The 26478-nt window shown below is 71.4% G+C and carries 22 protein-coding genes; 8 read left to right on the forward strand and 14 right to left on the reverse strand.

Annotation, left to right across the window (positions count from 1 at the left end; genetic code table 11):
* Positions 1-1168 precede the first annotated feature (1168 nt).
* On the reverse strand, positions 1169-1651 hold the full coding sequence (locus ACIBF5_RS29125; RefSeq protein ID WP_396816106.1) for a hypothetical protein: 483 nt from the start codon (positions 1649-1651) through the stop codon (positions 1169-1171).
* A 216-nt stretch (positions 1652-1867) separates the two neighbouring features.
* Here ACIBF5_RS29125 and ACIBF5_RS29130 point away from each other — a divergent pair, with 216 nt between their 5' ends.
* Complete coding sequence (locus ACIBF5_RS29130) at positions 1868-4315, forward strand: beta-glucosidase (RefSeq protein ID WP_396816107.1); 2448 nt, start codon at positions 1868-1870, stop codon at positions 4313-4315.
* A 67-nt stretch (positions 4316-4382) separates the two neighbouring features.
* Here the strand turns inward: ACIBF5_RS29130 and ACIBF5_RS29135 are convergent, their stop codons facing one another.
* Positions 4383-5117 (reverse strand): 16S rRNA (uracil(1498)-N(3))-methyltransferase, encoded by a 735-nt coding sequence (locus tag ACIBF5_RS29135; protein WP_396816108.1) that lies wholly within the window; start codon positions 5115-5117, stop codon positions 4383-4385.
* A gap of 56 nt (positions 5118-5173) precedes the next feature.
* Between ACIBF5_RS29135 and ACIBF5_RS29140 the strand changes: the two genes are divergently transcribed.
* Entirely contained in the window at positions 5174-8017 is a 2844-nt protein-coding gene (locus tag ACIBF5_RS29140) for a DUF6493 family protein (protein WP_396816110.1), read from the forward strand.
* Between the two features lie 116 nt (positions 8018-8133).
* Positions 8134-8631: a GNAT family N-acetyltransferase gene (locus ACIBF5_RS29145; protein ID WP_396816111.1), complete on the forward strand. Its 498-nt coding sequence runs from the start codon at positions 8134-8136 to the stop codon at positions 8629-8631.
* Positions 8632-8821: 190 nt separating this feature from the next.
* Here the strand turns inward: ACIBF5_RS29145 and dnaJ are convergent, their stop codons facing one another.
* Together dnaJ and hrcA are read right to left on the reverse strand one after the other, a co-directional pair.
* Positions 8822-9952: a molecular chaperone DnaJ gene (gene dnaJ / locus ACIBF5_RS29150; RefSeq protein ID WP_396816178.1), complete on the reverse strand. Its 1131-nt coding sequence runs from the start codon at positions 9950-9952 to the stop codon at positions 8822-8824.
* Between the two features lie 154 nt (positions 9953-10106).
* On the reverse strand, positions 10107-11129 hold the full coding sequence (gene hrcA, locus ACIBF5_RS29155; protein WP_396816113.1) for a heat-inducible transcriptional repressor HrcA: 1023 nt from the start codon (positions 11127-11129) through the stop codon (positions 10107-10109).
* A gap of 253 nt (positions 11130-11382) precedes the next feature.
* On the opposite strand from hrcA, the gene ACIBF5_RS29160 reads away from it, so the two are divergent.
* Complete coding sequence (locus tag ACIBF5_RS29160; protein ID WP_396816114.1) at positions 11383-11979, forward strand: DUF4870 domain-containing protein; 597 nt, start codon at positions 11383-11385, stop codon at positions 11977-11979.
* Between the two features lie 68 nt (positions 11980-12047).
* Here the strand turns inward: ACIBF5_RS29160 and hemW are convergent, their stop codons facing one another.
* The gene (gene hemW, locus ACIBF5_RS29165; RefSeq protein WP_396816115.1) at positions 12048-13271 is read right to left on the reverse strand and encodes a radical SAM family heme chaperone HemW; all 1224 of its coding nucleotides are present in this window, start codon (positions 13269-13271) and stop codon (positions 12048-12050) included.
* 17 nt (positions 13272-13288) lie between these two features.
* Between hemW and ACIBF5_RS29170 the strand changes: the two genes are divergently transcribed.
* Together ACIBF5_RS29170 and ACIBF5_RS29175 are read left to right on the forward strand one after the other, a co-directional pair.
* Positions 13289-14074, forward strand: coding sequence for an enoyl-CoA hydratase family protein (locus tag ACIBF5_RS29170; RefSeq protein ID WP_396816116.1), 786 nt, complete (start codon positions 13289-13291; stop codon positions 14072-14074).
* A gap of 180 nt (positions 14075-14254) precedes the next feature.
* Positions 14255-15115, forward strand: coding sequence for a hypothetical protein (locus tag ACIBF5_RS29175; RefSeq protein WP_396816118.1), 861 nt, complete (start codon positions 14255-14257; stop codon positions 15113-15115).
* 17 nt (positions 15116-15132) lie between these two features.
* Here ACIBF5_RS29175 and ACIBF5_RS29180 read toward each other — a convergent pair whose 3' ends face one another.
* The 5 genes from ACIBF5_RS29180 to ACIBF5_RS29200 form a co-directional block, all read right to left on the reverse strand.
* Entirely contained in the window at positions 15133-15777 is a 645-nt protein-coding gene (locus ACIBF5_RS29180) for an MOSC domain-containing protein (protein WP_396816119.1), read from the reverse strand.
* A 106-nt stretch (positions 15778-15883) separates the two neighbouring features.
* Entirely contained in the window at positions 15884-16165 is a 282-nt protein-coding gene (locus tag ACIBF5_RS29185) for a GlsB/YeaQ/YmgE family stress response membrane protein (protein WP_396816120.1), read from the reverse strand.
* Positions 16166-16246: 81 nt separating this feature from the next.
* Positions 16247-16777, reverse strand: a complete 531-nt coding sequence (locus ACIBF5_RS29190) for an NUDIX domain-containing protein (RefSeq protein ID WP_396816121.1) — start codon at positions 16775-16777, stop codon at positions 16247-16249.
* A complete protein-coding gene (lepA, locus tag ACIBF5_RS29195; RefSeq protein ID WP_396816122.1) occupies positions 16774-18669 on the reverse strand; it encodes a translation elongation factor 4 in 1896 nt (631 codons plus the stop codon). The genes ACIBF5_RS29190 and lepA overlap by 4 nt, the downstream gene beginning before the upstream one ends.
* A gap of 293 nt (positions 18670-18962) precedes the next feature.
* A complete protein-coding gene (locus tag ACIBF5_RS29200; RefSeq protein WP_396816124.1) occupies positions 18963-19496 on the reverse strand; it encodes a DUF4240 domain-containing protein in 534 nt (177 codons plus the stop codon).
* A gap of 140 nt (positions 19497-19636) precedes the next feature.
* Between ACIBF5_RS29200 and ACIBF5_RS29205 the strand changes: the two genes are divergently transcribed.
* A complete protein-coding gene (locus ACIBF5_RS29205; protein WP_396816126.1) occupies positions 19637-20623 on the forward strand; it encodes a phosphotransferase in 987 nt (328 codons plus the stop codon).
* Between the two features lie 145 nt (positions 20624-20768).
* Positions 20769-21038 (forward strand): 30S ribosomal protein S20, encoded by a 270-nt coding sequence (gene rpsT, locus ACIBF5_RS29210; protein WP_396816128.1) that lies wholly within the window; start codon positions 20769-20771, stop codon positions 21036-21038.
* 157 nt (positions 21039-21195) lie between these two features.
* Here the strand turns inward: rpsT and ACIBF5_RS29215 are convergent, their stop codons facing one another.
* The 4 genes from ACIBF5_RS29215 to ACIBF5_RS29230 all read right to left on the reverse strand — a co-directional run bounded on the left by ACIBF5_RS29215 (position 21196) and on the right by ACIBF5_RS29230 (position 26465).
* On the reverse strand, positions 21196-22134 hold the full coding sequence (locus ACIBF5_RS29215) for a hypothetical protein (RefSeq protein WP_396816129.1): 939 nt from the start codon (positions 22132-22134) through the stop codon (positions 21196-21198).
* Entirely contained in the window at positions 22131-23105 is a 975-nt protein-coding gene (holA, locus tag ACIBF5_RS29220; RefSeq protein WP_396816131.1) for a DNA polymerase III subunit delta, read from the reverse strand. The genes ACIBF5_RS29215 and holA overlap by 4 nt, the downstream gene beginning before the upstream one ends.
* A gap of 136 nt (positions 23106-23241) precedes the next feature.
* Complete coding sequence (locus ACIBF5_RS29225; RefSeq protein ID WP_396816133.1) at positions 23242-25686, reverse strand: ComEC/Rec2 family competence protein; 2445 nt, start codon at positions 25684-25686, stop codon at positions 23242-23244.
* The gene (locus ACIBF5_RS29230; RefSeq protein ID WP_396816135.1) at positions 25683-26465 is read right to left on the reverse strand and encodes a helix-hairpin-helix domain-containing protein; all 783 of its coding nucleotides are present in this window, start codon (positions 26463-26465) and stop codon (positions 25683-25685) included. The genes ACIBF5_RS29225 and ACIBF5_RS29230 overlap by 4 nt, the downstream gene beginning before the upstream one ends.
* Positions 26466-26478 lie beyond the last annotated feature (13 nt).

Genomic DNA, 26478 nt, shown 5'->3' on the forward strand with positions numbered 1-26478 from the left:
CGGTCTTACCCAGTGGATCTTGTCCGGTGCCCCGCTGACTCCGAAAAAGTTACCGGATGACTGGTTCAACGCCAAATCGATCAACACAACTGGGTATCGAACCCCGTGGCCCGGACGGAATCGTGGATGTACGGGTCGAAGCGACCAGCGCCGCCACGACAACGGCCAACTGTTCGGTGGCCGTCCGCGGGTGGCAGCCCGGTAGCTCTACCGGGATCCCCGAATCCGCTAAGACGGATCCCAGTGGAGTGGCAGTGATACGACCGGACGAACCGCCGCAAATTGGGTGTGCTCGTACCGGCCGCGGCAAGCAGAGCAGCCACTCGTCGCAGCCCTGCCACAGGTGAACGGCGGCGGCTCCGCCACGTACGGCCGGGGTTCGTCGCCGGTCCATGGCCGCGCGTCTGTCGACGTGCCGGCAAACCGGGGGTCCACACGTCGGCGCAGATCACGTTCGCCGACCCCATCGCCGCCAGGCCGAACGCGTTCTCCCCGGCGGCCGTCCGCGTCTCGTCGCCTCAGTTGTCGAGCACCTGATCCCTCGCCGGGTTCCCCGTCACCACGGGAGGTCAGCGTGGCGCCGCCGCCCCTCGCCGCCGCGTATTCCCACTGCGCCTCGCTGGGCAGCCGGAACGGCAACAGGTCGTCCAGGTCGTCTTCGAGCCGGGCCGTGCCGGTCTCCGCCCGGCGTACGCGTCCTCGTACTCGGGCAGCCAATGCCGGACCTGCGCCACGGTCAACGGGTGCCGGGCGGTCAGGAACGGCGTCACCCGCGTTTCGCGTACGGACTGTGCGTTTCCGACGCCAGCGAAAACGGCTCAACGGTGTCCCCGACCCCAACCGCTGCGCTCGATGGCTCGTACCGCGTTCGGCTCCGGCGTCGGACACGCCCATCCGGAACATGCCGCCTGGAACCCTCCGAGGCACCACGCCCGACCGGGCCTGCCGCCATGCCGAGCGCCCGGCCACGATCTCCCCGGTCCACATGCCCCGAACCGCTCGCAGCACGGTCGCCGCCAGCGCGGCGTCCCGATCAGGCGCTGGGACCATGGGTCGCGTGGCGGTCTTCACCGAGTGAGTCGTACCTCCCTTCTCGCCAAACCCGATCCGCCGGGGATCACCGAGCTTGACGTCTCGCCGCCCACTGGAAGCCCTTGGGACCCATGAATCAGCCGCCGATTCGGGGAGATTTTTCAATGAGTTCGGTTTGAATCGGTTCCTTGCCGTTCAGATAAAGGACGTATCCCGCGTCTTCGTCGTCGGACATCTCCACCGGAACCAGCTCTAGTACGCAATCCGGCCGAGGCAGAAACCCAAAATCGGCCGGGGGGTCAAATTTCTCGACTCCCGTCACCCTAACTTTGGTCGGCGGGATCCCCACCAGGCACAGTTCGCCCGCTTCCAGCTCCGCGGCATCGGGCTCAAGACGCCAGGGTGTATTGGACCAGTCACGACCATCTGGTTCCCGGGGGAAACCTACCGTTCCGTCCCATGAATTCTGCGAGTCTGGGTCGACTTCACGCCATGGCCACTCGACCAGCACACGCCGAAGAGTTGTTTTCACGACGAGCGCGTCGAACGCGTTGGCCCGAATCATGAGCAGGTCTCCGACTGCGTAACCCAGCACTTCGAGCAGTTTGACGCTCTCCACACCTACCAACCCCCGCCCAGAGGTACAAGATCCGTATCGGCGGCGACGTCGGTCGTGGCAAGGATCCAGCCCTGCCCGCGCACCCTCCGCCGCGCCGCACCGTCCCCAGAGGTTAATAAGGGGCCCTTCCTCTACCGAAAGCGATAACAAGGGGCCCTTCCTTACCCCGAACCTGGCTGGCAGGATCGACCGGAGTCGACTTTCGGGGGCGGTGTGATGACGGCAACGGCGACGACATCGGTGGCGGAGGCGGCGATCGAGCGGGCGTTGGGCGCGCTCGACCTGGAGAGCAAGGTACGGCTGCTCTCCGGCCAGGACTGGTGGACACTGCCGGCGCTACCGCAGATCGGGCTGGCCTCGCTGGTCATGTCCGACGGGCCGATCGGCGTACGCGGCATCGGCTGGCGGCCGGACGACCCGTCGGTGGCCCTGCCGAGCCCGACCGCGCTCGCCGCCACCTGGGACCCCGTACTGGCCCGGACCGCCGGCCGGCTCCTCGGTCAGGAGGCGCGACGCAAGGGCGTACACGTGCTGCTGGCGCCGACGGTCAACCTGCACCGCAGCCCGCTCGGCGGCCGACACTTCGAGTGCTACTCGGAGGATCCGCTGCTCACCGGCGAGATCGGCGCCGGTTACGTGACCGGGGTGCAGGAGCAGGGTGTCGGCACCACGGTCAAGCACTTCGTCGCCAACGACTCGGAGACGGACCGGTTCACCGTCGACGTACGGGTCGACGAGCGCACCCTGCACGAGCTGTACCTCGCCCCGTTCGAGCGGATCGTCGCCGCCGGCGCGTGGGGCGTGATGGCCGCGTACAACGGGGTCAACGGCTTCACCATGACCGAACACAGCGGGCTGCAACACGACCTGCTCAAGCGGGACTGGGGCTTCGACGGGTTCATCGTCTCCGACTGGACCGCCGCCCGGTCCACCGTCGGCGCGGCCAACGGCGGACTCGACGTGGTGATGCCCGCCCACGGCGACCCGTGGGGTGCGGACCTGGTCGCCGCGGTCCGCGCCGGCAACGTCGCCGAAGAGGTGATCGACGAGAAGGTACGCCGGGTGCTGCGACTCGCCGCCCGCGTCGGACTGCTGGACGGCGTACCCCCGGCTGTCGAACCCGGCGACCGGCCGGCGCCGCTGCACGGCCCGAACGTGGCCCGCGACATCGCGTCCCGCTCCTTCGTGCTGGCCCGTAACGCCGACCAGGTCCTGCCGCTGGACCCGACCGAGCTGCGCCGGGTGGTGGTCTGCGGCGCGCTCGCCGACGACGCCCGGATCCTCGGCGGCGGCAGCGCCCAGGTCACCCCGGCCCGGGTGGTCTCCCCGCTCGCCGGGCTGACCGCCGCCCTGCCCGACGTCGAGGTCACGTACGCGATCGGCGCCGACCCCCGACCGAAGCTCCCCGCGGCCACCGGTGAACAGTGGTCGCCGATCGGCGCCACCCTGCGCGACGCCGACGGGGAGGCGCTCTACCAGGCCGAACTCGGCACCGCCACCGTCCGCTGGATGGGTGACCTGCCGCCCGGAGTCGACCAGACCGCGTTGACCACGATCGAGCTGACCGCCCGCTGCACCCCGCGCGTCAGCGGCGAACACCAGCTCTCGATCAACGGCTTCGGCGTGTTCACCCTCGCCGTCGCCGGCACCGAGATCTTCGACGGGCCGGTCTTCGACGAGGACCAGGACTTCACGGTCGCGTTCCTCTCCCCGTCCGAACGACGTTTCCCGATCACCCTGGCCGAGGGCGAACCGGTCGACGTGGTGCTCACCCAGCGGGTTCCCGAGGGCATGACCGGCTTCGTCGGCTTCAGTCTCGGCCACCTCGAACCGACCGCCGACCCGGACACACTGCTCGACGCGGCGGCCCGGGCAGCCGCCGACGCGGACGTCGCGGTCGTGGTCGTCGGCACCACCGAGGAGGTCGAGTCCGAGGGCTTCGACCGGACCACCCTGGCCCTGCCCGGACGGCAGGACGAGCTGGTCACCCGGGTCGCGGCGGCCAATCCGCGTACGGTCGTCGTGGTCAACTCCGGCTCCCCGGTGCTGATGCCCTGGGTCGACCAGGTTTCGGCGATCCTGCTCACCTGGTTCCCCGGCCAGGAGGCGGGGACGGCTCTCGCCGAGGTACTGCTCGGGATGGCCGAGCCCGGCGGGCGGGTCCCCACCACCTGGCCCCGCCGGTTGGAGGACGTACCTGTGCTCTCCACCACCCCGACCGACGGGACCCTCTCGTACGACGAGGGTGTGTTCATCGGCTACCGGGGCTGGCGGGCCGAACCGCTCTTCCCGTTCGGGCACGGCCTCGGCTACACCACCTGGGCGTACGAGTCACTGCGGATCGAAGCGGCCGACGACGCCGGTGCCCCGGTGGCGGTGGTGGAGCTGTGTAACACCGGCACCCGGACCGGTCGTGAGGTGGTGCAGCTCTACGTCGGCCCGACCGAACCCGATCCGGAGCGTCCGACCCGGCAACTTGCCGGCTTCACCACCGTCACCGTCGAGCCCGGCGAGACAGTCTCCGTACGGGTGCCGTTGGCGGCGCGCGCCACCCAGATCTGGGCCGGTCAGTGGCGGACTGTTCCCGGTCGCTACACCGTCCAGGCGGCCCGGGGCGTCGCCGACGTACGCCTGACCGCCACGTTCGACGTCACCACCAACTGACACCCCTCCGGTTAGGAAGGGCCCCTTATACATCCGCAAGCGATAACAGGGGGCCCTTCCTTACACCTCACCAGCGGGCGAGGCGGGTGGAGAGGACGGCGAGGGCTGCCACGCCGGCGGTCGACGTACGCAACACCGCCGGGCCGAGCCGTACGGTCCTCGCCCCGGCGGCCTCGTACGCCGCCACCTCGTCCGAGGTGATGCCACCCTCCGGCCCCACCACCAGCACGATTTCACCGGCCGTTGGCAACTCCACGGTGGAAAGCGCCAGGGTCGCCTCCTCGTGCAGCACAAAACCGGCCGCCGCCCCGGAGATCCGCTTCGCCACCCGCGCGGTCGACTCGTCGGGTGCCCCGGCGACCACCGGCAACCACGGACGGCGGGCCTGCTTCGCCGCCTCCCTGGCGGTCGCCACCCACTTCTCTCGGGCCCGGCCGCCCCGCTCGCCCCGCCACTGCACGACCGAACGGGCCGCCGCCCAGGGCACGATCTCGTCCACCCCGACCTCGGTCATCGCCTGTACGGCCAGCTCACCCCGGTCGCCCTTGGCGATCCCCTGGACCACGACGAGACGCGGGTCGGGCGCGTCGTCGTACCCGAAGGAGGTGACCCGCAGATCCAGGGTTCCCCGGCCGACGGCGTCGACCACCGCCGTCGCCGTGCCGCCCCGCCCGTCCGCGAGCAGCAGTTCCTCGCCGACCCTCAACCGCTGCACCGTCGAGGCGTGATGCCCCTCCGGCCCGTCGAGGGTGCACGAGTCACCCGTGGGCAGGGCTTCGACCAGGAACAGTGGCAGCGACACGTGCACAGGCTAGCCGGTCGTGCAGTGCCCCGGACCGGGTCGGCTACGGTCACCGGGTGCCCGCCCCCGACCTGATCGCCGACCTGCTCGCCCTCTCCGAATCCGCGCTCGTCGACCGGCTCTGCACCCTCGACGGCGCCGAACGGGAGACCCTGCGCCGACCGGCACGGCAGGCGATCGAGGAGTACTACCGGCACCTGCACAGCGAGGGATCACACCGCTTTCGTCCGTCCGACGGCGACCGGCTGCGCCTGATCCTGGTGGCGACCGCACCCGCCGCCGATCTCTGGTGGCCACAGGCCAAGCGGTCCGCCAGCGCCAGCGCCACCGCTGCCGCTGCCACTGCCACCGCTGACGCCGACGCTGACGCTGACGCCGAATGGAAGGTCGCCCGCAGCCGGGGGCAACGTTTCCTGGACGCGCTCGCCCGCGCCGCCCTCCGGCGGATGTCCGAGTTCACCTCTCACAGCCCCGTTTTCGACGAGATCCGTGCCCAGGAGCGCGCCGGCTCGATCACCCTGGCCATGGACGACACCTACGTACTAGCCATGATCAGTGGGCTCACCGGCCGCTTCCAGAACGAACAGAGCAAGGCCGATCTGCTCCGGGCCGACCCGGAACTCGTCGACCGGGCCTTCTGGCGAATCTTCGAGGTCGAGGGAAACCGGGAGGTGAGTCTGACCAACGTCGACCGGTTCCTCGGCCCTGAAACCCAGTCCTGGCAGGAGGCGGTGCTGGAACTCGCCGCCAACGGCACCATCGACCGACAACGGGTGCTGGACGCCACCATCGCCGCCCTGGCCAAGGGCTTCCCGCAGTATCGCGCCGGCTGGTTCAGCCGGCTCCACGAGGCCCTCCGCCCCACGGTGGACGAAGCCGCCAGCCGGCAGGACGCGTACGCGGGACTGCTGCGCAGCCCGCTCGGCCCCACCGTCGCGCTGGCGCTCGGCGCACTCACGACGCTCGACAACGCCGGCCGACTCGACGACACACTCACCAACGTCGGCCTGGCCGCCGCCGTGCACGTGTCGGCCCGCACCACCGCCACGAGAGCGGTCCGGCTCGCTGGCCGGATCATGCGCCGAAACACCGCCGCCGGCCTCGACATCCTGGCCGCCGCCCTGCGCCACCCGCACGCCGACGTGCAGTCTGCCGCCCTTACGGAACTCCGCCGGCACGACAGCCCCTCGGCCCGCGCCGAGGTCGAACGTCACCTCGACCACCTGGCCCCGAGCACCGCCGCGACGGCCCGGCAGTGGCTGGGACTCGCCGGCGCCTCAGCCACACCGGAGAACACCGCACCCGCCCCGGTCCGACCGGACCCGGCACCCGCCGCCGTGGTCGCTCCGCCCTCATCGGTACGCCCATCCGGGCCGTACCCCGTCGTACCGATGCAGATCGCGCCGGAACGGGTCGCGCCAACGCAGATCGTCCCGGAGCGGATCGTGCCAATCACCGAGCCGGCGGAACTGGCCGAAGCGCTCGCCGTCCTGCTGGCCCATCCCGACGATGCCGAACTCGGTGAACGCTGCCTCGGCGCGGCGGCCCGCCTCGGCGCCGACCCGTCCCGCTACGGCCCACTGACCAAACGAGCCCACCGGCTGCACCGGGACTCCCTCGCCGTCAACATGTACGGCCACCCACTCGGCGTCACCGCCCTGGTGCTGGCCTGCGCCGGCGAGCGGCAGCGGGGCCACTGGCGTCCCACCCGCTACGACGCGATCATCGCCGGTCGGTTCGTCGAGGTCACCAATCTGCTGCTCGCCGGTGGGCGCCGCCCGCTCGCCGCCGAACCGACCCATCACGGGGGTTGGGTCGACCCGGACGTGCTGATCGAACGTCTGAGCACCACACCCGACCCGATGCCCCTGGACACCGTCGCCGCACTGCTCCGCCTCGGCCCGCACCCCGCCGAGCCGGCCACCCTCGCCGCCCGTGTCGACCACCTGCCACAGCGGCTCCGCCGGCCACTGGCGTACGCCCTCGGCGGCCAGCCCCCGACCGAGCCCGTCCCCGACGACCACCCGCTCTGGATCGCCGCCGCCCGCGCCCGCGCCCCGTACGACGACGACCCGTGGCTGCGTGGGCTGCCGACCGGCCCCGAACGGCCCGCCCTCGACGTCGGAGGAGCCGGGCAGGCACCCCGCTGGACCGTCGAGGTGACCCAACCCCGGTACGGCGGCCAACCCGCCCGCGCCTGGGTCCTGGAGGCGAAACCCACCTCCACCCCGCCCGGCGAGACCGACACCGCAGACCCACTCCGGCCGACGGTGTCACTGTCCCAACTGCACGTCAGACCGTGGGGATCCGGCCCGTACCCGGCGATTCCCCATCCCCACCCGGGCTGGGCCAGCCTGATCTGGCCGGGCAACATCGACGCGATACTCACCCTCGGTCTGGGCTCGTTGTGGAACACGGTCCACGACATTGCCACGCGGGATGCCGTACCCACGCTGGCGCTGCTCGCCGGCACCGCCGCCGCCCCGTCCGCGCTCGGCAGCGACCTGCTCGCGGCCGGCTTCGCCTCGGCCTTCCTGGACGTACGCACCGCCGCCGTCGACGCCGCTGCCGTACTGCTGCCGCAGAGGATCGCAGCGGCCGAACTCGCCGCCGCCATGGTCCGGTTCGCGCCGGCCGTACCGCTGAACCGCTGGACCAGCGCGCTGACCGACCTCTCCACGGCCCTGCCCGTTGATCAGGTCCGGGCCCTACTCACGGCACTCCTCCCCCACCTGGATCGGAGCATCCGGGGCCTGCACGGCCTGGTCGAACTACTTCGGGACGAACACCTGCGCTGGGCCGTCCCGGTGACCGACCCGCCCCTGCACGCCTGGCTCACCGCCCTGTCGAAAGGCAGCTCGAAGACCGCGAAGGCCGCCGCCACCCTGACCGCCCGCTGAGCGCCGGCGATCGCGCCAGCACCGACGCGATCGCCGCACGGCAACGAGGTCAGTCCGCCGGGCACACCCGCTCCGGCGGCCTCACGTCCGCCCCGTCACCCGTTAGGCTCTGGACGATGTGGGAGGCGGAGTCGACCGTTCGGCTGGCCAACAGGCTCGACATCCCTGCCCTGGTGGAGTTGCGCCTGGCCAACGCCGAGGCACACATCGCCCTCGATCCGCAGACGTACCGCATTCCCCGGCGCGACGCGGTGGCCCGCCATTTCACATCCCTGTTCGCCGACGACACCGGACGGCACGCCGTTCTCGTCGCCGAGACTCCCGCACATCTGGTGGTCGGCATGATCGAGGTGATCCGCCGCCCCGAACCGCCAGACCACCAGATCCTGCGTACCGACCCCTCCGCCGAGGTGCACACGGTCGTCCTGGACGGAGCCCGGGGCCGCGGGACCGGATCGGCGCTGCTGGAGGCGGCACAACGCTGGGCGACGGATCAGGGAATCCGCTATCTGTCCGCCGGCATCAACCACCGCAATGCCGGTGCGGTGCGCTTCTACAACCGGCACGGCTTGACCGAAGCCGGCCTCTCCCTGGGCCGACGCCTAACCCCCTAGCGCGCACCCCGTACCCGCTACCACCGCCAACTCCGCTCGCGCCAGCCAACAGAGCGAGTCGACCGAGCGCCGCCGCGGCGTCTGGAGCCGAGGACGACGAGGCGAAGCCTTCGTCGCCCGGAGGCGAAGACGCCGCACCGGGCGGCGCGAAGCGGAGCGAGCCGCCTCGGCGCAGCCGAGGCAAACCAACTCAGTGTCCGTTGAAGGCGTCTCGCATGCGGGAGAAGAAGCCGCCCTGCTTGCTGAGTTCGGCGACCTCCTCGCCCCGGGTCTTGGCGAAGTCGCGCAGCATCCGTTCCTGGTCGGCGTCGAGCTTGGTCGGGGTTCGCACGTCCAGGTGGACGAAGAGGTCACCTCGGCCGGTGCCGCGCAGGTGCGGTACGCCACGGGCGCGCAGCCGGATGGTGCTGCCCGGCTGGGTGCCTGGTTTGACGTCGACGGGTTCGTCGCTGTCGAGGGTCTTGATGGTGAGTCGGGTGCCGAGGGCGGCGGCCGTCATCGGCACCGTGACGCGGCAGTGCAGGTCGTCGCCCTTGCGGGAGTAGACGTCGTGGGTTCGTTCGGAGATCTCGACGTAGAGGTCGCCGGCGGTGCCGCCACCGGGGCCGACCTCGCCCTGCTGGGCGAGACGGATCCGCATGCCGTCCTCGACCCCGGCCGGGATCTTGACGGTGAGCGAGCGGCGGGTCCGGACCCGGCCGTCGCCGGCGCAGGTGGGGCAGGGGTTCGGGATGACGGTGCCGTAGCCCTGGCAGACGTTGCACGGCCGGGACGAGACGACCTGGCCGAGGAAGGTCCGCTGTACGGACTGCACCTCGCCGCGACCACCGCAGGCTTCGCAGGTGGCGAGGTGGGTTCCGGCTGCGGTGCCCGCTCCGGAACAGGTGGTGCAGAGTACGGCGGTGTCGACGGTGATCGGTGCCTCGACGCCGAAGGCGGTCTCGTCGAGGTCGAGTTCGAGTCGGAGGATCGCGTCGGCACCGGGCCGGGTACGCGGTCGGGGTCCTCGGCTGCCGCCCGCGGCACCGAAGAAGGCGTCCATGATGTCCTGGAAGCCGACGAACGGGCCGGCGCCGCCGGCTCCCGCGCCGCCACCGCCGCCGGGGGCCAGGGGGTCCCCGCCGAGGTCGACGATCTGCCGCTTCTGTGTGTCGGACAGGACCTCGTAGGCGGCGTTGATGTCCTTGAACTTCTCGTGCGCCTCCGGGTCCGGATTGACGTCCGGGTGGAACTGCCGCGCCAGCTTGCGGTAGGCGCGCTTGATTTCGTCGTCGGAGGCCTCTCGGTTGACGCCGAGAATCCCGTAGTAGTCCTTGGCCACTGTGTTCCGTGTCCCCATGTCAGTCGTGCCGTCCGCCGGTCGTCAGGTCAACTTTGTCGATCAGTTCGCGTCGGTGCTTCCCGCTACTCCGACGCATCGGTTCCTATCCCGGGCGCTCAGGTTCCGCGCCGCGCCGCCCGCCGCACCGGCACCATCAGTTCTGCGCCAGTAGATCGCCCACGTACCGGGCCACGGCGCGTACGGTCGCGATGGTGCCGGGGTAGTCCATCCGGGTTGGCCCGAGCACTCCGAGCCCGCCGAGGATGGTGTTGCCGGTGCCGTACCCGGTGCTCACGACCGAGGCGGCCCGCAGGTTGTCGATTTCGTTCTCGTCGCCGATCCGAATGCGCAGCGTACTGGGTTCGACCTCGCCGAAGAGCTTGAGCAGGATGACTTCCTCCTCCAGCGCTTCGAGGATCGGCCGCAGCGAACCCTGGAAGTCGAGCAGGCCGCCACGGGTCAGGTTGGCGGTCCCGGCGAGTGCGATCCGTTCCTCGTGCCGTTCGACGAGGGTTTCCAGCAGCACCGTCGCGAGTGTCGCCATGGCCGGGCGCAGTTCCGGGGTCACCTCGTCGACCAACGCCTGAACCAGTGGTGGGGTTTCGGAGAGGCGGGTGCCGACGAGCTTCTCGTTGACCAGCCGGCGGAGGTCGGTGACGTCGTCGGCGAGCAGTGGCGCGGGCATCTCGACCAGGCGCTGTTCGACCCGGCCGGTGTCGGCGATCATGACGAACATGAGCCGCGTGGTGGAGATCGGCACCAGTTCCAGGTGTCGTACGGAGGAGCGGGCCAGGCTCGGGTACTGGACCACGGCGACCTGCCGGGTGAGCTGGGCGAGCAGGCGTACGGTGCGGTGCACGACGTCGTCGAGGTCGACCGCACCTGCCAGGAAGCGTTCGATGGCCCGGCGCTCAGCCGGGGTGAGCGGCTTGACCCGGGAGAGGCGGTCGACGAAGAGTCGGTAGCCACGGTCGGTGGGGACCCGGCCGGCGCTGGTGTGCGGCTGCCGGATGTAGCCCTCTTCTTCGAGCACGGCCATGTCGTTGCGGACGGTGGCCGGCGAGACGCCGAGCTGGTGTCGCTCGACGAGGGCTTTGCTGCCGACGGGCTCCTGGGTGGAGACGTAGTCCTCCACGATCGCACGCAGGACGTCGAGCTTGCGGTCGTCGAGACCCATTCTCCACCTCCCTACGACCCGGGTCGGGGCAGCGCCCGGCCCCCCAGTCTGGCACTCGACTGTAACGAGTGCCAGTCTACGACGTGGGTTCGGCTGGTCGCGATGATCAACCTCGCGCCGGGCCGAAGATCTTGAATGACTGCTGGACGGTAACTGACTCTCTGTCGGCATAGCAGCTTCAGTCGGCAATTGTCCAGAGAAAGTCACCGCTGGTCAGTGGCGTCGTTTGATTGGTGCCCCTACCGTGACCTCCATGACTGAACCACCTCGCCCGCCCGGAGACAACGGCCCCGGCGGCAACCAGCCGGAACCGCCGACCACTCCGTTCACTTCCCCCGGCTCGTACTCGAGTCCCGGCGAGGCCCCATACGCCCCGCCGCCGGCCGCCCCGCAGTACGGCGCGCCGCCCACCTCCGGGGGCGGCTACCCGCCTCCCGGTGCCTACCCGCCCCCCGGTGGTTACCCCCCGGGCGGCTACTACGGCGGCCCGGCCCCGGCCGGCTTCGCCAACGGCGAGGAGCGGACCTGGGCTCTCGTCGCCCACTTCGGCGGCGCCGCGGGTGCCTTCGTCAGCGGCGGCGTGGCCGGCTGGATCGCCCCGCTGGTCGCGTTCCTGGCCAAGGGGAACACCTCCCCGACCGTACGGGCGCACTCGCTGACCGCACTGAACTTCCAGGTGCTCTGGTCGATCATCGGTGTGGTCGGGTACGTCCTCCTCTGCATCGTCGTCGGCATCGTCGGCGTACTCGCCGCCTGGGCGCTCGGAACGATCTTCGGAGTCATCGCCGGGATCAAGGCGACCAACGGGGAGTACTACAAGTACCCGATGTCACCAAGCTGGATCAAGTAACGGATCACGAGCACGGAACGGGGTCGGGCACGACCACCCGGCCCCGTTCTCCGTCATCCGGCCAGCGGCTACGGCAGCAGGTCGCGTACCACCGCGTCGGCGAGCAGACGGCCGCGCAGGGTCAGCACCGCGCGGCCGTCGGCGTACTCCGCCGGGTCGAGCAGCCCGTCGGCGAGCGCCCGCGCCGCGCCGACCCGACCCGGGTCGTCCAGCGCGGTCAGCGGCAGGCCGGACGCCAACCGCAGTCGCAACATCACGTCCTCCATGTGCTGATCGTCCCCGGTGAGCACCTCCCGGGCGTGGCCCGGAGACTCACCGGCTGCCAGCCGGGCCGCGTACGCGCTGGGGTGCTTGACGTTCCACCAGCGCACCCCACCGACGTGGCTGTGCGCCCCCGGACCGAGGCCCCACCAGTCACCGCCGGTCCAGTAGAGCAGGTTGTGCCGGCACCGACCGGCCGCCGTCCGGGACCAGTTCGAAACCTCGTACCAGGAGAAACCAGCCGCACCGAGGGCGGCCTCGGCGGCCAGGTAGCGGTCCGCCGCCACGTCGTCACTGGGGTACGGCAGCTCCCCGCGCCGCATCCGGCCGGCGAGCCGGGTGCCGTCCTCCACGATCAGGGCGTACGCGCTGACGTGGTCGACCCCGGCCTCGGTCACCGCCGCCAACGAGGCGGCGAAGTCCTCCGCGCTCTCCCCCGGCGTGCCGTAGATCAGGTCCAGGTTGACGTGGTCGAACCCGGCGTCGCGCGCCTCCAGCGCCGCCTGGACCGCCCGTCCCGGGGTGTGCTTGCGGTCCAGCAGCGCGAGCACACCGGGGGCGGCCGACTGCATACCCAGCGAGATCCGGGTGTATCCGGCGGCCCGCAGTGTCTTCAGCGACTCCGGCGTCACCGACTCCGGATTCGCCTCGGTGGTGACCTCCGCGTCGGCGGCGAGCCCCCAGGTCCGGTCGATCCCGTCCAGGATCCGGGCCAGCTCGTCGGCGGGGAGCAGGGTCGGGGTGCCGCCACCGACGAAAACGGTGTCGACCCGGGCCGGCGGTCGCTCCCCCAGCACCCGTCCGGCCAACGCCAGCTCCGCCAGGACCGAGTCGGCGTAGCCGTCCCGAGCACCCCCGCCGCCAAGCTCGGTGGCGGTGTAGGTGTTGAAGTCGCAGTACCCGCACCGGCTGGCGCAGAACGGCACGTGCACGTACACCCCGAAGCCTCGGGCGCCGACAGCGGCGAGGGCGGCAGGGGGCAGCGAACCGTCGACGGGTACGGGTTCACCTTCGGGGAGCAGACCGGGCATGCGACTAGTGTGCCGGCATGACCGCAGCCCCTGACACGCTCGTCCGGGTGTCGACGGCGTCCGGGGTGACCACGCTCACCCTGGACAGCCCGCACAACCGCAACGCGCTCTCCACACCGCTGATGAACCAGCTCCTCGCCGCGCTCACCGAGGCTGTGACGGACGACACCGTACGGGCAGTGGTCCTGACCCACACCGGGCCGGTCTTCTGCTCCGGCGCCGACCTCAAGGAGACCGCGGCGGCGTATGCCAGCGGCTCCGTACCGGCCGGCAAGCTCGGCGAGGTGCTCGCCGCCCTCTGGGAGTGCCCGAAACCGGTACTGGCCCGGGTCGCCGGTCCGGCCCGCGCCGGCGGCCTGGGGTTGATCGCCGCCGCCGACATCGCCGTCTGTACGTCGGACGCCACCTTCGCCTTCACCGAGGTACGGATCGGGGTGATCCCGGCGGTGATCTCCGCGACCGTACTGCCCCGGTTGCAGCCCCGGGCCGCCGCCGAGCTCTACCTGACCGGGGAGACCTTCGACGGCGACCGGGCCGAACGGATCGGGCTGGTCAGCCGGGCGGTGCCGGCCGACGCGCTGGACCAGACCGTGGCCGCGTACTGCGCGGCCCTGGTCCGAGGCGCTCCCGGTGCCCTGGCCGGGACGAAGGAGCTGCTGCGCCGGCCCGCCGGGACGGACCTCCGGGCCGACGTGGCCGAACTGGGCGCCATTTCGACCGGTTACTTCCTCTCCGAGGAAGGGCGGGAGGGAATCGCGGCGTTCCGCGAGAAACGGCCGGCTCGTTGGGTACCCGGGGCCTGAGCAGCGCAGAACGGCATTTCACACCGGTACGGATCAGGTGAAAAACCGATGAGCACAGGTTTACCGCAAGAACAAGGCTGGCGGTGGGTACGGACCCGGCACGTACGCTAGGCCCTGTTCCGCCGAGCACCGGCCCGTCCGGACGGCGGTAAGCGGGCCTGGCCGGTCGACAAGCGGGGGGTGCGGGTGCGGACTCGAGCGATGGTGGCCGCTGGCGTGGCGCTGGCGGCGGTCGCCGCCTTCGGGGTCTACCTCGGGTCACGCGAGATCGTCGGCAAGCTGCCGCTGCCAACGGTCCAGGGCTGCACCGTCCAGGCCGATGGCCAGGTCAACCTGAACCCGGAGCAGATGGCGAACGCGGCCACGATCGCCGCGATCGGAGTCCAGCGCAAGATGCCGGAGCAGGCCGTGGTGGTCGCCCTGGCAACCGCCTTCCAGGAGTCCAGGTTGGAGAACCTGGCCGGCGGCGACCGTGACTCGATCGGACTGTTCCAGCAACGCCCCAGCCAGGGTTGGGGCACCCCGGAGGAGATCCGGGACCCGCGCTACGCGGCGAAGAAGTTCTACGCCGCACTGAAGAAGGTGAAGGGCTGGGAGGCGATGCGGGTCACCGACGCCGCCCAGCGGGTGCAGCGGTCGGCCTTCCCCGAGGCGTACGAGAAGTGGGCCGACGAGTCGGCCGTACTCACCCGGGCGCTGCTGGGGAACGCGACCGGTGCGGTCGCCTGCACCGTCGGCTCCGAACCGCTGCTGCGCGGTGCCGCCGCGGCGGCGGCCCTGACGCACGGGCTGAACCTGGACTGGGGCAAGTTGCAGACCACGGTGCCGGCCGAGCTGACCGGCCTCGCGGTGCCGGCCGCCAACCTCCAGACCGGCTGGCGCTACGCCCACTGGCTGGTCTCACACGCCAGGGACAACGGCGTGAAGCGGGTCAGCTTCGAGAATCTGGAGTGGACCGCCGACGACGGGACGTGGGCCCCGGTCGAGAACGGTTCGGCCAACTCGGCCCTCGTCGTCGCCGAGGTCTACGCCGAGGGATGACCCGACCGGGCGTACGGTCAGCCGGAGACACCGGCGGTCCGACGGACCACCCGTTCGCGTAGGTGCTCGGGAAGTTCCGGCACGTCAAGCAGGCGCGGCAACAGCTCCGGGCTGGTGTTGAGGGCCCGGAACGCCTCACCGACGGTGACCCCGTGCGCCGGCCGGTGCACCACCGTCACCAGATCACCCGCGCCGACCTCGCCGTCGCGGAGCACCCGCAGGTACGCCCCGGGAAAGGCACGGGCGGTGAACCGTTTGATCAGGTCCTGTACGTCCCAGAAGCCGGCGAAGGTTCGACAGGGCGTACGCGGCTGGCTCACTTCGAGCAGCGCGCCGCCGACCTCCCAACGCTCGCCGATCACCGCACCGGTCACGTCGACGCCGTCGGTGGAGAGGTTCTCGCCGAACCCGCCCGGTGGGATCTCCCGCCCCAGTTCCTCCGACCACCAGGCGGCGTCCTCCCGCGCGTACGAGTAGACCGCCTTGTCCGGCCCACCGTGGACCGAGGTCTCGGCGACGAAGTCACCGGCCACGCCCTGCGCGTGCAGCCCCACCCGGCCCGGTACCGGTCGCTTGTCGATCCCGCTGCGTCCGCTCGGATCCCCAGCCCAGGGGGCCACGGTCACGACGGCCAGGTTCACCGATGCCACTCTCCCCGTCATGAAGGACAGCCTACGACGCCACCGGTGACGGCATACGGACACGGCAGGGGCGCCGGACCGGATCGGTCGGGCGCCCCTGCCGTGCGTACGGGAGTGGGTACGGGGATCAGTAGCGGCTGACGCTGCGCCGGCCGCCGACACCGGCCACGATGGCCACCGCGATCGCCGCGACGACCACCTGGACCAACAGCTCACGCCAGTCGATGCCGGCGGTCTCGGTGGCGATACCCGCGGCCCGGGCGATCACCGTACCGAGGAGGGCGGCGCCGACGCCGATCAGCATGTGCAGCCACATCGGCATGTTCTGCCGGCCCGGCACGACCAGGCGGCCGAGCGCACCGACGATGAGGCCAACAATAAGGGCGGTGATGATACCGAGAACAGTCATCGGTCGTCTCCTACTCGGATCGGTCACACCTTGTCGTGTGGTGACGGCATAGTGCCCGACCGCCGGAAAATTCAAACCGACTCAGAGCCCGAGTTGTCGCGCCGCCGCCCGAACGGCCGCATCCATCGTTTCGAAGGCCAAAGGGGGAGGATCCGCCAACGGGAACCAGGTCATGCCCGACGACTCCGCCGGGTCGAGCCGGATCTCGTCGCCGGCCCCGATCGTGGCCAGGTAGAACATGTCCAGTACGGGCAGCGTCTCGCCCTGGTAGTCGTAGCCGCCGACGTACATGCCGACAAAGGCGCCGAGCGTCACCTCGACCCCGAGTTCCTCGCGTCCCTCCCGGACCGCCGCGACCTCGGGGTGCTCCCACCCGTCGCAGAAGCCGCCCGGGGTCTCCCAGAGCCCGGACCGGGGCTCGGCGGCTCGGCGCAGGGCCAGGAACCGGGGCGTGACCGGGTCACCGTCGAGCAGGATCAGGCTGGCGGTCGGGCGGGCGTTGACAAAGAGGGCATAACCGCAGGAGCCGCAGACCGTGGGCGGGGCGCCGGCCAGCGGCGCCCCGCAACGCGGGCAGAACGAGGCGTCCGGCCCGTACGTCCGCGGTGTCACTTCTTGCCGCCGGCCGCCTTGCCGGCCTTGCCGTCGCCGGAGGACTCGTCGGAGGAGAGCGCGGCGATGAAGGCTTCCTGGGGGACCTCGACCCGGCCCACCATCTTCATCCGCTTCTTGCCTTCCTTCTGCTTCTCCAGCAGCTTGCGCTTACGGGTGATGTCACCGCCGTAGCACTTGGCGAGCACGTCCTTGCGGATCGCCCGGATCGTCTCCCGGGCGATGACCCGGTTGCCGATCGCGGCCTGGATCGGCACCTCGAACTGCTGCCGGGGAATCAGCTTCTGCAGCTTCGCGGCGATGCTGACGCCGTAGTTGTACGCCTTGTCCTTGTGCACGATCGCGCTGAACGCGTCCACCGGCTCACCGTGCAGCAGGATGTCCACCTTGACCAGGTCGGACTGTTGCTCGCCGGAGGGTTCGTAGTCGAGCGACGCGTAACCCTTGGTGCGGCTCTTGAGCTGGTCGAAGAAGTCGAAGATGATCTCGGCGAGGGGAAGCGTGTAGCGCAGCTCCACCCGGTCGGCGGAGAGGTAGTCCATCCCGAGCAGGGTGCCCCGGCGCCCCTGGCAGAGCTCCATCACCGCCCCGACGTAGTCGTTCGGGGTGAGCACGGTTGCCCGCACCACCGGCTCGTACACCTCGGCGACCTTGCCGTTCGGGTACTCGCTCGGGTTGGTGACCGTGATCTCCTTACCGTCCTCCAGCATCGCCCGGTAGACCACGTTCGGCGCGGTCGAGATCAGGTCAAGGTTGTACTCGCGTTCCAGCCTCTCCCGGATGATCTCCAGGTGGAGCAGGCCGAGGAAGCCGCAACGGAAACCGAACCCGAGCGCACCGGAGGTCTCCGGCTCGTAGTCGAGCGCGGCGTCGTTCAGCTTCAGCTTGTCGAGCGCGTCCCGGAGGTTGGGGTAGTCGGAGCCGTCGATCGGGTAGAGACCCGAGTAGACCATCGGCTTCGGGTCCTTGTAGCCACCGAGCGCCTCACGGGCCGGCCGGGAGTTGAGGGTCACGGTGTCACCGACGCGGGACTGACGTACGTCCTTCACCCCGGTGATCAGGTAACCCACCTCGCCGACGCCGAGCGCGCCGTGCTTCTCCATCTCCGGCGAGATGACGCCGATCTCCAGCAACTCGTGTACGGCGCCGGTCGACATCATCTTGATCCGCTCGCGGGCCTCGATCCGGCCGTCAATCACCCGGACGTAGGTGACCACACCCCGGTAGACGTCGTACACCGAGTCGAAGATCATCGCGCGGGCCGGGGCGTCGGCGTCGCCGACCGGCGGCTTGAACTGCCGCACGATCTCGTCGAGCAGGTGCGGCACCCCGTCGCCGGTCTTGCCGGAAACCCGGATGCAGTCGCTCGGCTCACACCCGATCAGGTGCGCCAACTCCTCGGCGTACTTGTCCGGCTGGGCGGCCGGCAAGTCGATCTTGTTCAGCACCGGGATGATGGTGAGGTTGTTCTCCATCGCCAGGTAGAGGTTCGCCAGCGTCTGCGCCTCGATCCCCTGTGCCGCGTCGACCAGCAGCACCGCACCCTCGCAGGCCGCCAACGACCGGGAGACCTCGTAGGTGAAGTCCACGTGGCCCGGGGTGTCGATCATGTTGAGCACGGCCTGCTCGCCCTGCTGCTCGCCCTCGCGCACGGTCCAGGGCATCCGGACCGCCTGGCTCTTGATGGTGATGCCGCGCTCGCGCTCGATGTCCATCCGGTCCAGGTACTGCGCCCGCATCTGCCGTGGGTCGACCACGCCGGTGAGCTGCAACATCCGGTCGGCCAGGGTCGACTTCCCGTGGTCGATGTGGGCGATGATGCCGAAGTTCCTGATCCGACCGGGGTCGGTGGAACCAGGAGTGTTCGCGCCGGGGTCGGGCGTCGGTGGCACGGCGGTCCGTTCTAATCGGGCTGGCGAGCCGGTCGGGCTGGCAAGCTGCTGCTCTTCTTCGGGCTGGGTCGGACTGGTCGGCGGTCCGCGACGGCGCGGTGGGCGGTACGCGGCGCCGACCACTCTCTATGATCCCATGCCCTCGGGGAACCCCGCCGCAGCCCGTCCGTTCACCCCGACCGGAACGCCCGCCGGAGCGGAGCGGAACGCCCGACCGACCGGAACGCCCGTCGGAACGGAACGCCCGCACGGCCGACCGGCCGACCGGCGAGATGGAGCCGGACGGCAACGGGTTACTCGGCCGGGGGTTCGACGAAGAGCGCCGCCAGCCGGGGCAACTGTCGCCGGGCGGACTCCTCGTCGTCGAAGTCCCAGAACTCGTCCAGCTTCGGATAGGCGGCGTGCTCCCGCTCGGGCATCTCGCTCGCGGTGGCCTTCCGGTACGCGTTGCGCGCGAGGGACAGGACGTCGCCGGCCTCGAACTCCGCACCGGTGACCGCCGCCTGCCGGATCGCCGGCACCCCGGCCAGCGAATCCGGGTCCTTGACCGCCTGGGCGAAGGTCGCCCTCCCCTGGAGGAGCAACCAGCAGCGGAAATACTCGAAGCCGTCATCGGAACAGCCGCCGTTGATCAGATAGGCCGCGCCCCAGAGGTCCGCCCGGTAGGAGGCGGCCAGCACCCGCCACAGGTGCTGGTCGAAGCCCTCGATCTCGGTCACGTCCCGGGCGGCCAGCAGGGCGACCAGCCGTTCCATGATCGCTGCGCTGTCACCGTCGGCACCGGTACGGGCGTCGTCGATCAGTGCCCAGAACTCGTCGGTCCTCATGTCCCGGCAGTCTGGCAGATCGCCCGGTCCGCCCCGCCACCCCTCGCCGCGTCGACGTCAACGACGCCACCGGGACCGCGTTGGGGCGGGAGGGGGCCGCGTTGGGGCGGGAGGGGGCCGCGTTGGGGCAGGATGGGGAGATGTCCGCGAGCCCGTTGCCGCTGGTGCCGTACGGTGCGACCGCCGTCCGACCGGACTGGGCCGACCTGCCGGCCGAGCTACGTACCGCGATCAGTGCCCGACTGGGGTCCAGGGTGAGCTGGGCGACGACCGCCGGTGGCGGCTTCACCAGCGGCTTCACCGGCGTGCTCGACACCACCGCCGGTGACCGGGTCTTCGTGAAGGCCGCCTGCCTGGCCGACCAGCGGCACCTGAGCGACTGGTACGCCCGGGAGGCCGCGATCATCGCCGCGCTCCCGCCCGACCTGCCCGTCGCCCGCCCCCGCTGGACCCTCACCGCCGCCGGTTACTTCGTCATCTGCCTGGACGCCGTCGACGGTCGGACACCCGCCCTGCCGTGGCACCCGGCCGACCTGACCGCGACGCTGGCCGCGTACGCCCGGGTGGCGCAGGCACTGCGGGAGCCCCCGGCCGCACTGGTCGCGCTGGGTCTGCCCCAGCTCGCCGACCTGCTCCGGTCGGATCTCTCCTGGTGGCGCGAGATCGTCGACGGGCAGGAGCCGATCCCGCCGGGGATGCCGGCCAGGCTGCGTGACCGCTTACCCGAGCTGGCGGCCCTGGAGGGGCTGATGCCGGGGTACGCCCTCGGCAGCGGCCTGATCCACTGCGACCTGCGACTGGACAACGTCCTCGTCGACCGGGCCGGGAGCGCCTGGATCTGCGACTGGAACTGGCTCTGCTTCGGCCCCGCCTGGTTCGACCTGGCGGGCCTGCTCGTCACCGTGTACGCCAGCGGGCTCGACGCCGACCGTGTCTTCGCCGCGCATCCGGCCGCCCGGGACGCCCCGGCCGACGGACTGGACGCGGCCCTCGCCGCGCTCGCCGGTTACTGGCTGGTCCGGGCCACCGCGGAGCCGGTGGCGGACTCTCCGCACCTACGGGCGCACCAGCGTTGGAGCGGCGAAACGGCACTGGCCTGGCTGGCCGCTCGTCGCGGCTGGCACTGACCGGTTTTGGTCTCACCCGGCCGACCTGGTAACCTGACTTTTCGCGTGTGGCGATGTCACTGTGTGTTGGCGCCCTAGGGGCTCCCGCCGATCGTCGCCCGTGCATCAAGCTGACCAACCCGAGCTATCAAGACGAGGCTGTCGCGTGGCGAACATTAAGTCCCAGATCAAGCGCAACCGGCAGAACGAAAAGCGCCGGCTGCGTAACAAGTCGGTCAAGTCGTCGCTGAAGACCGCCATCCGCAAGTTCAACGAGGCGACCGTTGCCGGTGACACCGAGCAGGCCACCGCGCTGATGCGGGACGCCTCGCGCAAGCTGGACAAGGCGGTCAGCAAGGGCGTCATCCACCAGAACCAGGCGGCGAACCGCAAGTCGGCCATCGCCAAGCGCCTGCAGTCGGTCACCGCCGCCTGACGGTTCCGACCGAGACTTCACCTGTTACGCCCCGAGCTTCGGCTCGGGGCGTAACTGTCGTTGGTCGGGGCGTGAATGTCCTGGCTGGGAGTGCCGGGCGCTACTTGTCGCGCCCAGAGTGCCGGGCGCTACTCGTCGCGCATAAGACGCCGGGACGCTACTCGTAGTGCCGGGCGCCGGACTGGTTCGCCCGCTGCTGTGCGGCGTCCGGCTGCTCGGACCAGTGGCCAGCCTGCTGGGCCCGCCACTGCTCGGTCCGCTCTCCCGCCGCCGGCTGGGCGTTGGTCGGCCGGCCGATCGGGGTACGACGGGTGCTGGCATGGCCCGAATTGGCCCGGAGCCGACTCGCCGCCACCCGCGCCAGCACCACCCGCGCCGCCGCCGGCAGGGCCTCTGCCGCGGCGCCACCGCCGACCCGGGTGCCGCCCGGCACCGCCCGGGACACGTCCGCCGTGCCGGCGATCCCCCACTGCTCGTGGCCGGCGAGGCCGGCACCGGTCAGAACGCCCTGGGCATCCGGGCTGATCTTCCACTTCTCGGGCACCTTGGCCCGGCCGACCGCCGGCAGCATCTCCCGCCGGAACCGCTCCTGCTCAAGGTCGGGCACCCGGGCTGCGGACCGAACCACCCCTGCGGCCACCAGATCGTTCATCTTGACCATGACCGCGACCGTCACCGGCAGGACCAGCACGCCCCACCAGTTGACGAGTTCGGCGAGGGCGAGCAGCAGGCCCAGCGCGACGGTGCCCTCAAAGAAGAGGAAGCAGAGCAGGCCGCCCGGGTCGACGTGGTGCAGCCGGAGCACCCGGGAGTAGAGCGGGCGGACCCGTTCGTCGTCGCTGACGGTGCTTTCGACGACCGGCTCAAGCAGCCGGGGATAGACCCGTACGGTGGGGTGTTCCGCGCGCGACGCCCCGTCGAGGTCGGCGCAGACCTCCGCGACCAGACCCGGATAACTCGCCGCGATGTCGCCGACCACCACCGGACCGGCCTCGTCGGGCGCCGACAGGTCGGGGTAGCCCACGTCCTGGGCCACCCGCGCCCGTCGGATCGCACGTAGCTGTCCGGGTAGCCGGAGGCGGGATGACCCGCTCATCGCGTACCACCTCCGGTGCGGGCGGCGGCGACCGCGAAGACCGCCCGCTCCAACGCGTACCCCCGGTCGTCCGCGCCGCCCTTGACCGCGGCGTTGCACTCGGCCGCCGCCTGCATGGCGTCCACCAGCCCTTCCGGGGTCCAGCCACGCCCCTGTCGCTGGGCGCGTTCGATCTTCCAGGCGGGCATGCCGAGCGTGCTCGCGAGTTGGTACGCGCTGCCCCGCCCGGCGGAACTCACCCGGGCGACGGTCCGTACGCCGTCGGCGAGGGCGTCGGCGATCGGCACCGGGTCGACGCCGACGTGCAACGCCCAGCGCAGCGCCTCCAGCGCACCGGGTACGTCACCGACCATGGCCGCGTCCGCGACGGTGAACCCGCTCACCTCGGCCCGACCCTTGTAGTAGCGGGCGACCGTGTCGGCCCCGATCCGCCCATCGGTGTCGGCGATCAACTGCGCGCAGGCGGAGGCGAGTTCCCGCAGGTCGTTGCCGACCGCGGCGACCAGAGCAGCGGCGGCGTCATCGCTGGCGCGACCCCCGGCGCGCTTGAACTCCTCGCGGACGAAGGCGATCCGCTCCCGGTCCCCCTTGAGCTTGGCCGCCGGGATCACCGTCGCCCCGGCGGTACGGAGTCCGTCGGCGAAGCCCTTGCCCTTGGCGCCACCGGCGTGCGCCACCACCAGGTGAACGTCCGGGTCGGGATTCTTCACGTATGACAGCAGGGTGGCGATCAGGTCCTTTCGGGCGTCCTGTCCACCACGTAGGAGGATCACCCGGCGACCGCCGAAGAGGGACGGGCTGAGCATCTCGGCGAGTTCGCCGGGGTTGACCGAACCGGCCTCGTACTCGCGGACGTCGGCGTCGGGTTCGATCGCCCGAACCGATTCGGCGGCCCCGGCGAGTGCCCGGGTGACGAGCAGCTCCTCGTCGCCGAGGACGAGCGTTACCGGGGAGAGGCTAACAGGGGTCACGGGGTCATCGTCGCACGTTGGGTACGCGCGTCGGGCCTGGTCACCCCAGTACCCGTAGCCGAGCCCGCACTTAGCGCAAATCCAGACATTTATCTTAATCCTGACGTACTGCTCATGGCTGGTGACCCTCCGCGTGTCATCCCGGCCGCTCGTCGGTCGGGTCGAGGCCACGTAGGACCACGGCGAGCCGCGCCTCGCGGAGCACCACCGCCAGATCACCGTCGGTGTCCGTACGCAGCACCCGGGCACCGTTGCGGGTCAACCGGGCGAGCACGGCCGGATTCGGGTGGCCGTAGTCGTTGCCGGCCCCGACCGGAACCAGCGCCACCGCCGGGTCGACCTCGTCGAGGAAAGCTCCGTCCTGGTAGGCGCTGCCGTGGTGGGCCACCTTCAACAACTCCGCCCGGAGGTCGGCGGCGGGCAGGAGGTCCAGCAACGCACGCTGTTCCTCCTCCTCGGCATCACCGGGGAGCATGATCCGCACACCACCGACCCGGGCGCGCAACACCAGGGAATTGTTGTTCGGGTCGGACCTGGTGCCCCGCATCGGGTACGGCGGGCCGAGCAGGGTCAACTCCACCGCCCCGGCGACGTACCGCCAGCCGGGCCCGATCGCCCGCACCGGCACCCCGGCGGCGGTCGCGGCCCGCTCGACCAGCACCCGACCGCCGGCCGGTTCGCCCCACTCTGGAATGACCAGTTCCCCGACGTGGCGACCGCGCAGCACCCCGTCGATCCCACCCACGTGGTCGGCGTGCAGGTGACTGAGCACGAGCAGCGGGACCGACCGTACGCCGAGCCGACGCAGGCACCGGTCGGTCGCCGACGGGTCGGGGCCGGCGTCGACCACCACCGCCTGCCCGGACCCGATCGGCAGCACCGCCGTGTCCCCCTGGCCGACCGCGCAGACCGCGAAGATCCAGCCGGACGGTGGCCAGCCGGAGGCGACCAGGCGTACCGGCAGCGCACCGACGACCACGGCGACCACGACCACCGGGATCAGTCGACGCACCAACGGGTGGCGGGCGGCGACCAGCAGCGCCACGGTGAGCGCACCAAGCAGTAAGCCGCCCCCGACCCCGTCCAGCCAGGGCAGCGTGCCGGCCGGCAGGCGTGCGCCGTACCGGGCGACCAGCACCAGCCACCAGGCCGGCCAGCTACCGAGCCAGGCCGCGAACTCCGCTCCGGCCGGCCAGACCGGTGAGACCGTGGCCGCCGCCACGCCCAGTACGGTGGCCGGCGCGATCGCCGGCACCGCCAGCAGGTTCGCCGGCACGGCGACCAGGCTGATCGTGCCGGAGAGGCCCGCCACCACCGGGGCGCAGGTCAGTTGTGCCGCCGCCGGGATGGCCAGCGCCTCTGCCAACCCGGCCGGCACGCCCCGCCCCCGCAGCCGGTCCCGCCATCTCGGCGCGATCAGCAGCAGCCCTGCGGTGGCGAGTACGGAGAGCGCGAACCCGGCGTCGCCGGCCAGTTCCGGGTCGGCCACCACCAGCACGGTGATCGCGGCACCCAGTGCCGGCAGTGCCGCCCGGGGACGGCCGACCGCGAGGGCCAGCAGCCCGACCGCCCCCATCGTCGCGGCGCGTACGACACTCGGCGACGGCCGGGCCAGGATGACGAATCCGACCAGGGCGATGGCGCAGATGACGGCGGTCGGCCACGGTCCGGCGCGTGCCCAACGGGCGCAGAGCAGCACCAACCCGACCACAATGGCCACGTTGGCGCCGGAGACAGCATTGAGGTGGGTCATGCCGGTGGTCAGGAAGTCGTCCTCGACGGCCGGCAGCAGCCGACTGGTGTCACCGACCACCAGCCCCGGCAGCAGTCCGCCCGGTTCGTCGGCCAGCGGCAGGCAGGCCCGTTGCAACCCGGCCCGCAGGGTTCCCGCCGCGCGTTGCGCCCACGACGGCTCCCCGATCCGGGCCGGCGCGCCGTTCGCGGAGAGTACGGCGGCGGTCAGGTCGCGGCCCCGTGCCGGCTGCAACCGGCCGGTGGCACTCAGCCGCTGTCCCGGCAACAGGTCGCGCCAGCCCTGGTCGCTGGCGAGTACGAGGATCCGGGCCGGGATCTCGATCCGACGCCCGTCCGGGTCGCGCAGCCAGTGGAGTTCGGCGGAGAGCAGCAGCATCGCCGGCCGACCGGGGGCTCCGGCGACCTCCCGGGGGTCGTCCCGGACGACCAGTTCCACGTCGATGGGGGCACCGGAGCGGGCCAGTTCGGCGAGGGCCGGCGCATCACGTACGCCGAGCCGGGCGGCGGTGGCGATGCTGCCGCAGACCACGCCGAGCAGGGCGGCGACGACGATCCAGCCGTACCGGGCGACAACCGGGCGATGAGGTCCACGGCCACGGGCCAGGTACGCGCTCGCCCCGAGGGCCGTGACGCCGGCCACTGCCGCGATCACGATCCCGGTCCGGGCGCAGAGGTGGAGCACGGCGAGGGCGGAGAGCCAGGCTGCCACCGCGACGCCGGCGAGCCGTAGGTCCGGTGACGTGTCCTGGGCAACGGGCGAGGCCGCCGGCCCGGCACGTTCCGGCCGGGTGGGCGTGGTGGATGCCGGGGCCAGCCGTGCGCTCATATCGTGACCAGCTCCTTGAGCTGTTCGTAGCGGGCGTCGCCGATGCCGCTGACCTGGCGCAGGTCGCCCACGGAGCGAAAGCCGCCGCGCTGGTCGCGATGGTCGAGGATGCGCTGGGCGAGCACCGGTCCGACGCCGGGCAGGGTGTCGAGCTGGGCCAGGGTCGCGGTGTTCAGGTTGACCTTGCCGCCACCGGCCGGGCCGACCGGCTGTCCCGCCGCACCGGCCGGTGGCCCGGCGACACCCGGCGGAGCGCTCACCCCGACCAGGATCAGTTCCCCGTCGATGACCTTGCGGGCCAGGTTGAGCAGGGCGACGTCGACGCCGGGCAGGGCTCCTCCGGCGGCGGTCAGCGCGTCGGCGACCCGGGCACCGGCGGGCAGCCGTACCAGCCCCGGTCTGCGTACCTTGCCGGCGACCGCCACCACCACCTCGCCGGTGCCCGCGCTGGCGCTGGCCACGGCGCTCGCCGGCCGATCGGGCGAGCCGACCCCGCCCGCCGCCACCGGTGCCGGGCCGTCCACCGGCTCGGTTCTCGGTCGCGACTGCCACGCCCAACCGGCCGCGCCGAGCACCACCAGGGCGGCGACCGCCGCGAGCGCGCGGACTCCGCGCCGGCCCGGGTCGAAGGCCCCGGGCCCGCCCAGCCGGCTCGGGACGGCCGGCGGCGGGTCGGTCGCCACCGGATCCACCGCCACCGGTACGGCGGACCGGCTCGTCCAGGCGGCACGTACCCGGGCCAGCCGCTCCCGCACCCTCGTCTCGTCCTCGTCAGACACCCGGCGGACGGTA

Origin of the sequence: Micromonospora sp. NPDC050417 (genome assembly GCF_044458865.1) — a bacterium.
Lineage (GTDB): Bacteria > Actinomycetota > Actinomycetes > Mycobacteriales > Micromonosporaceae > Micromonospora_G.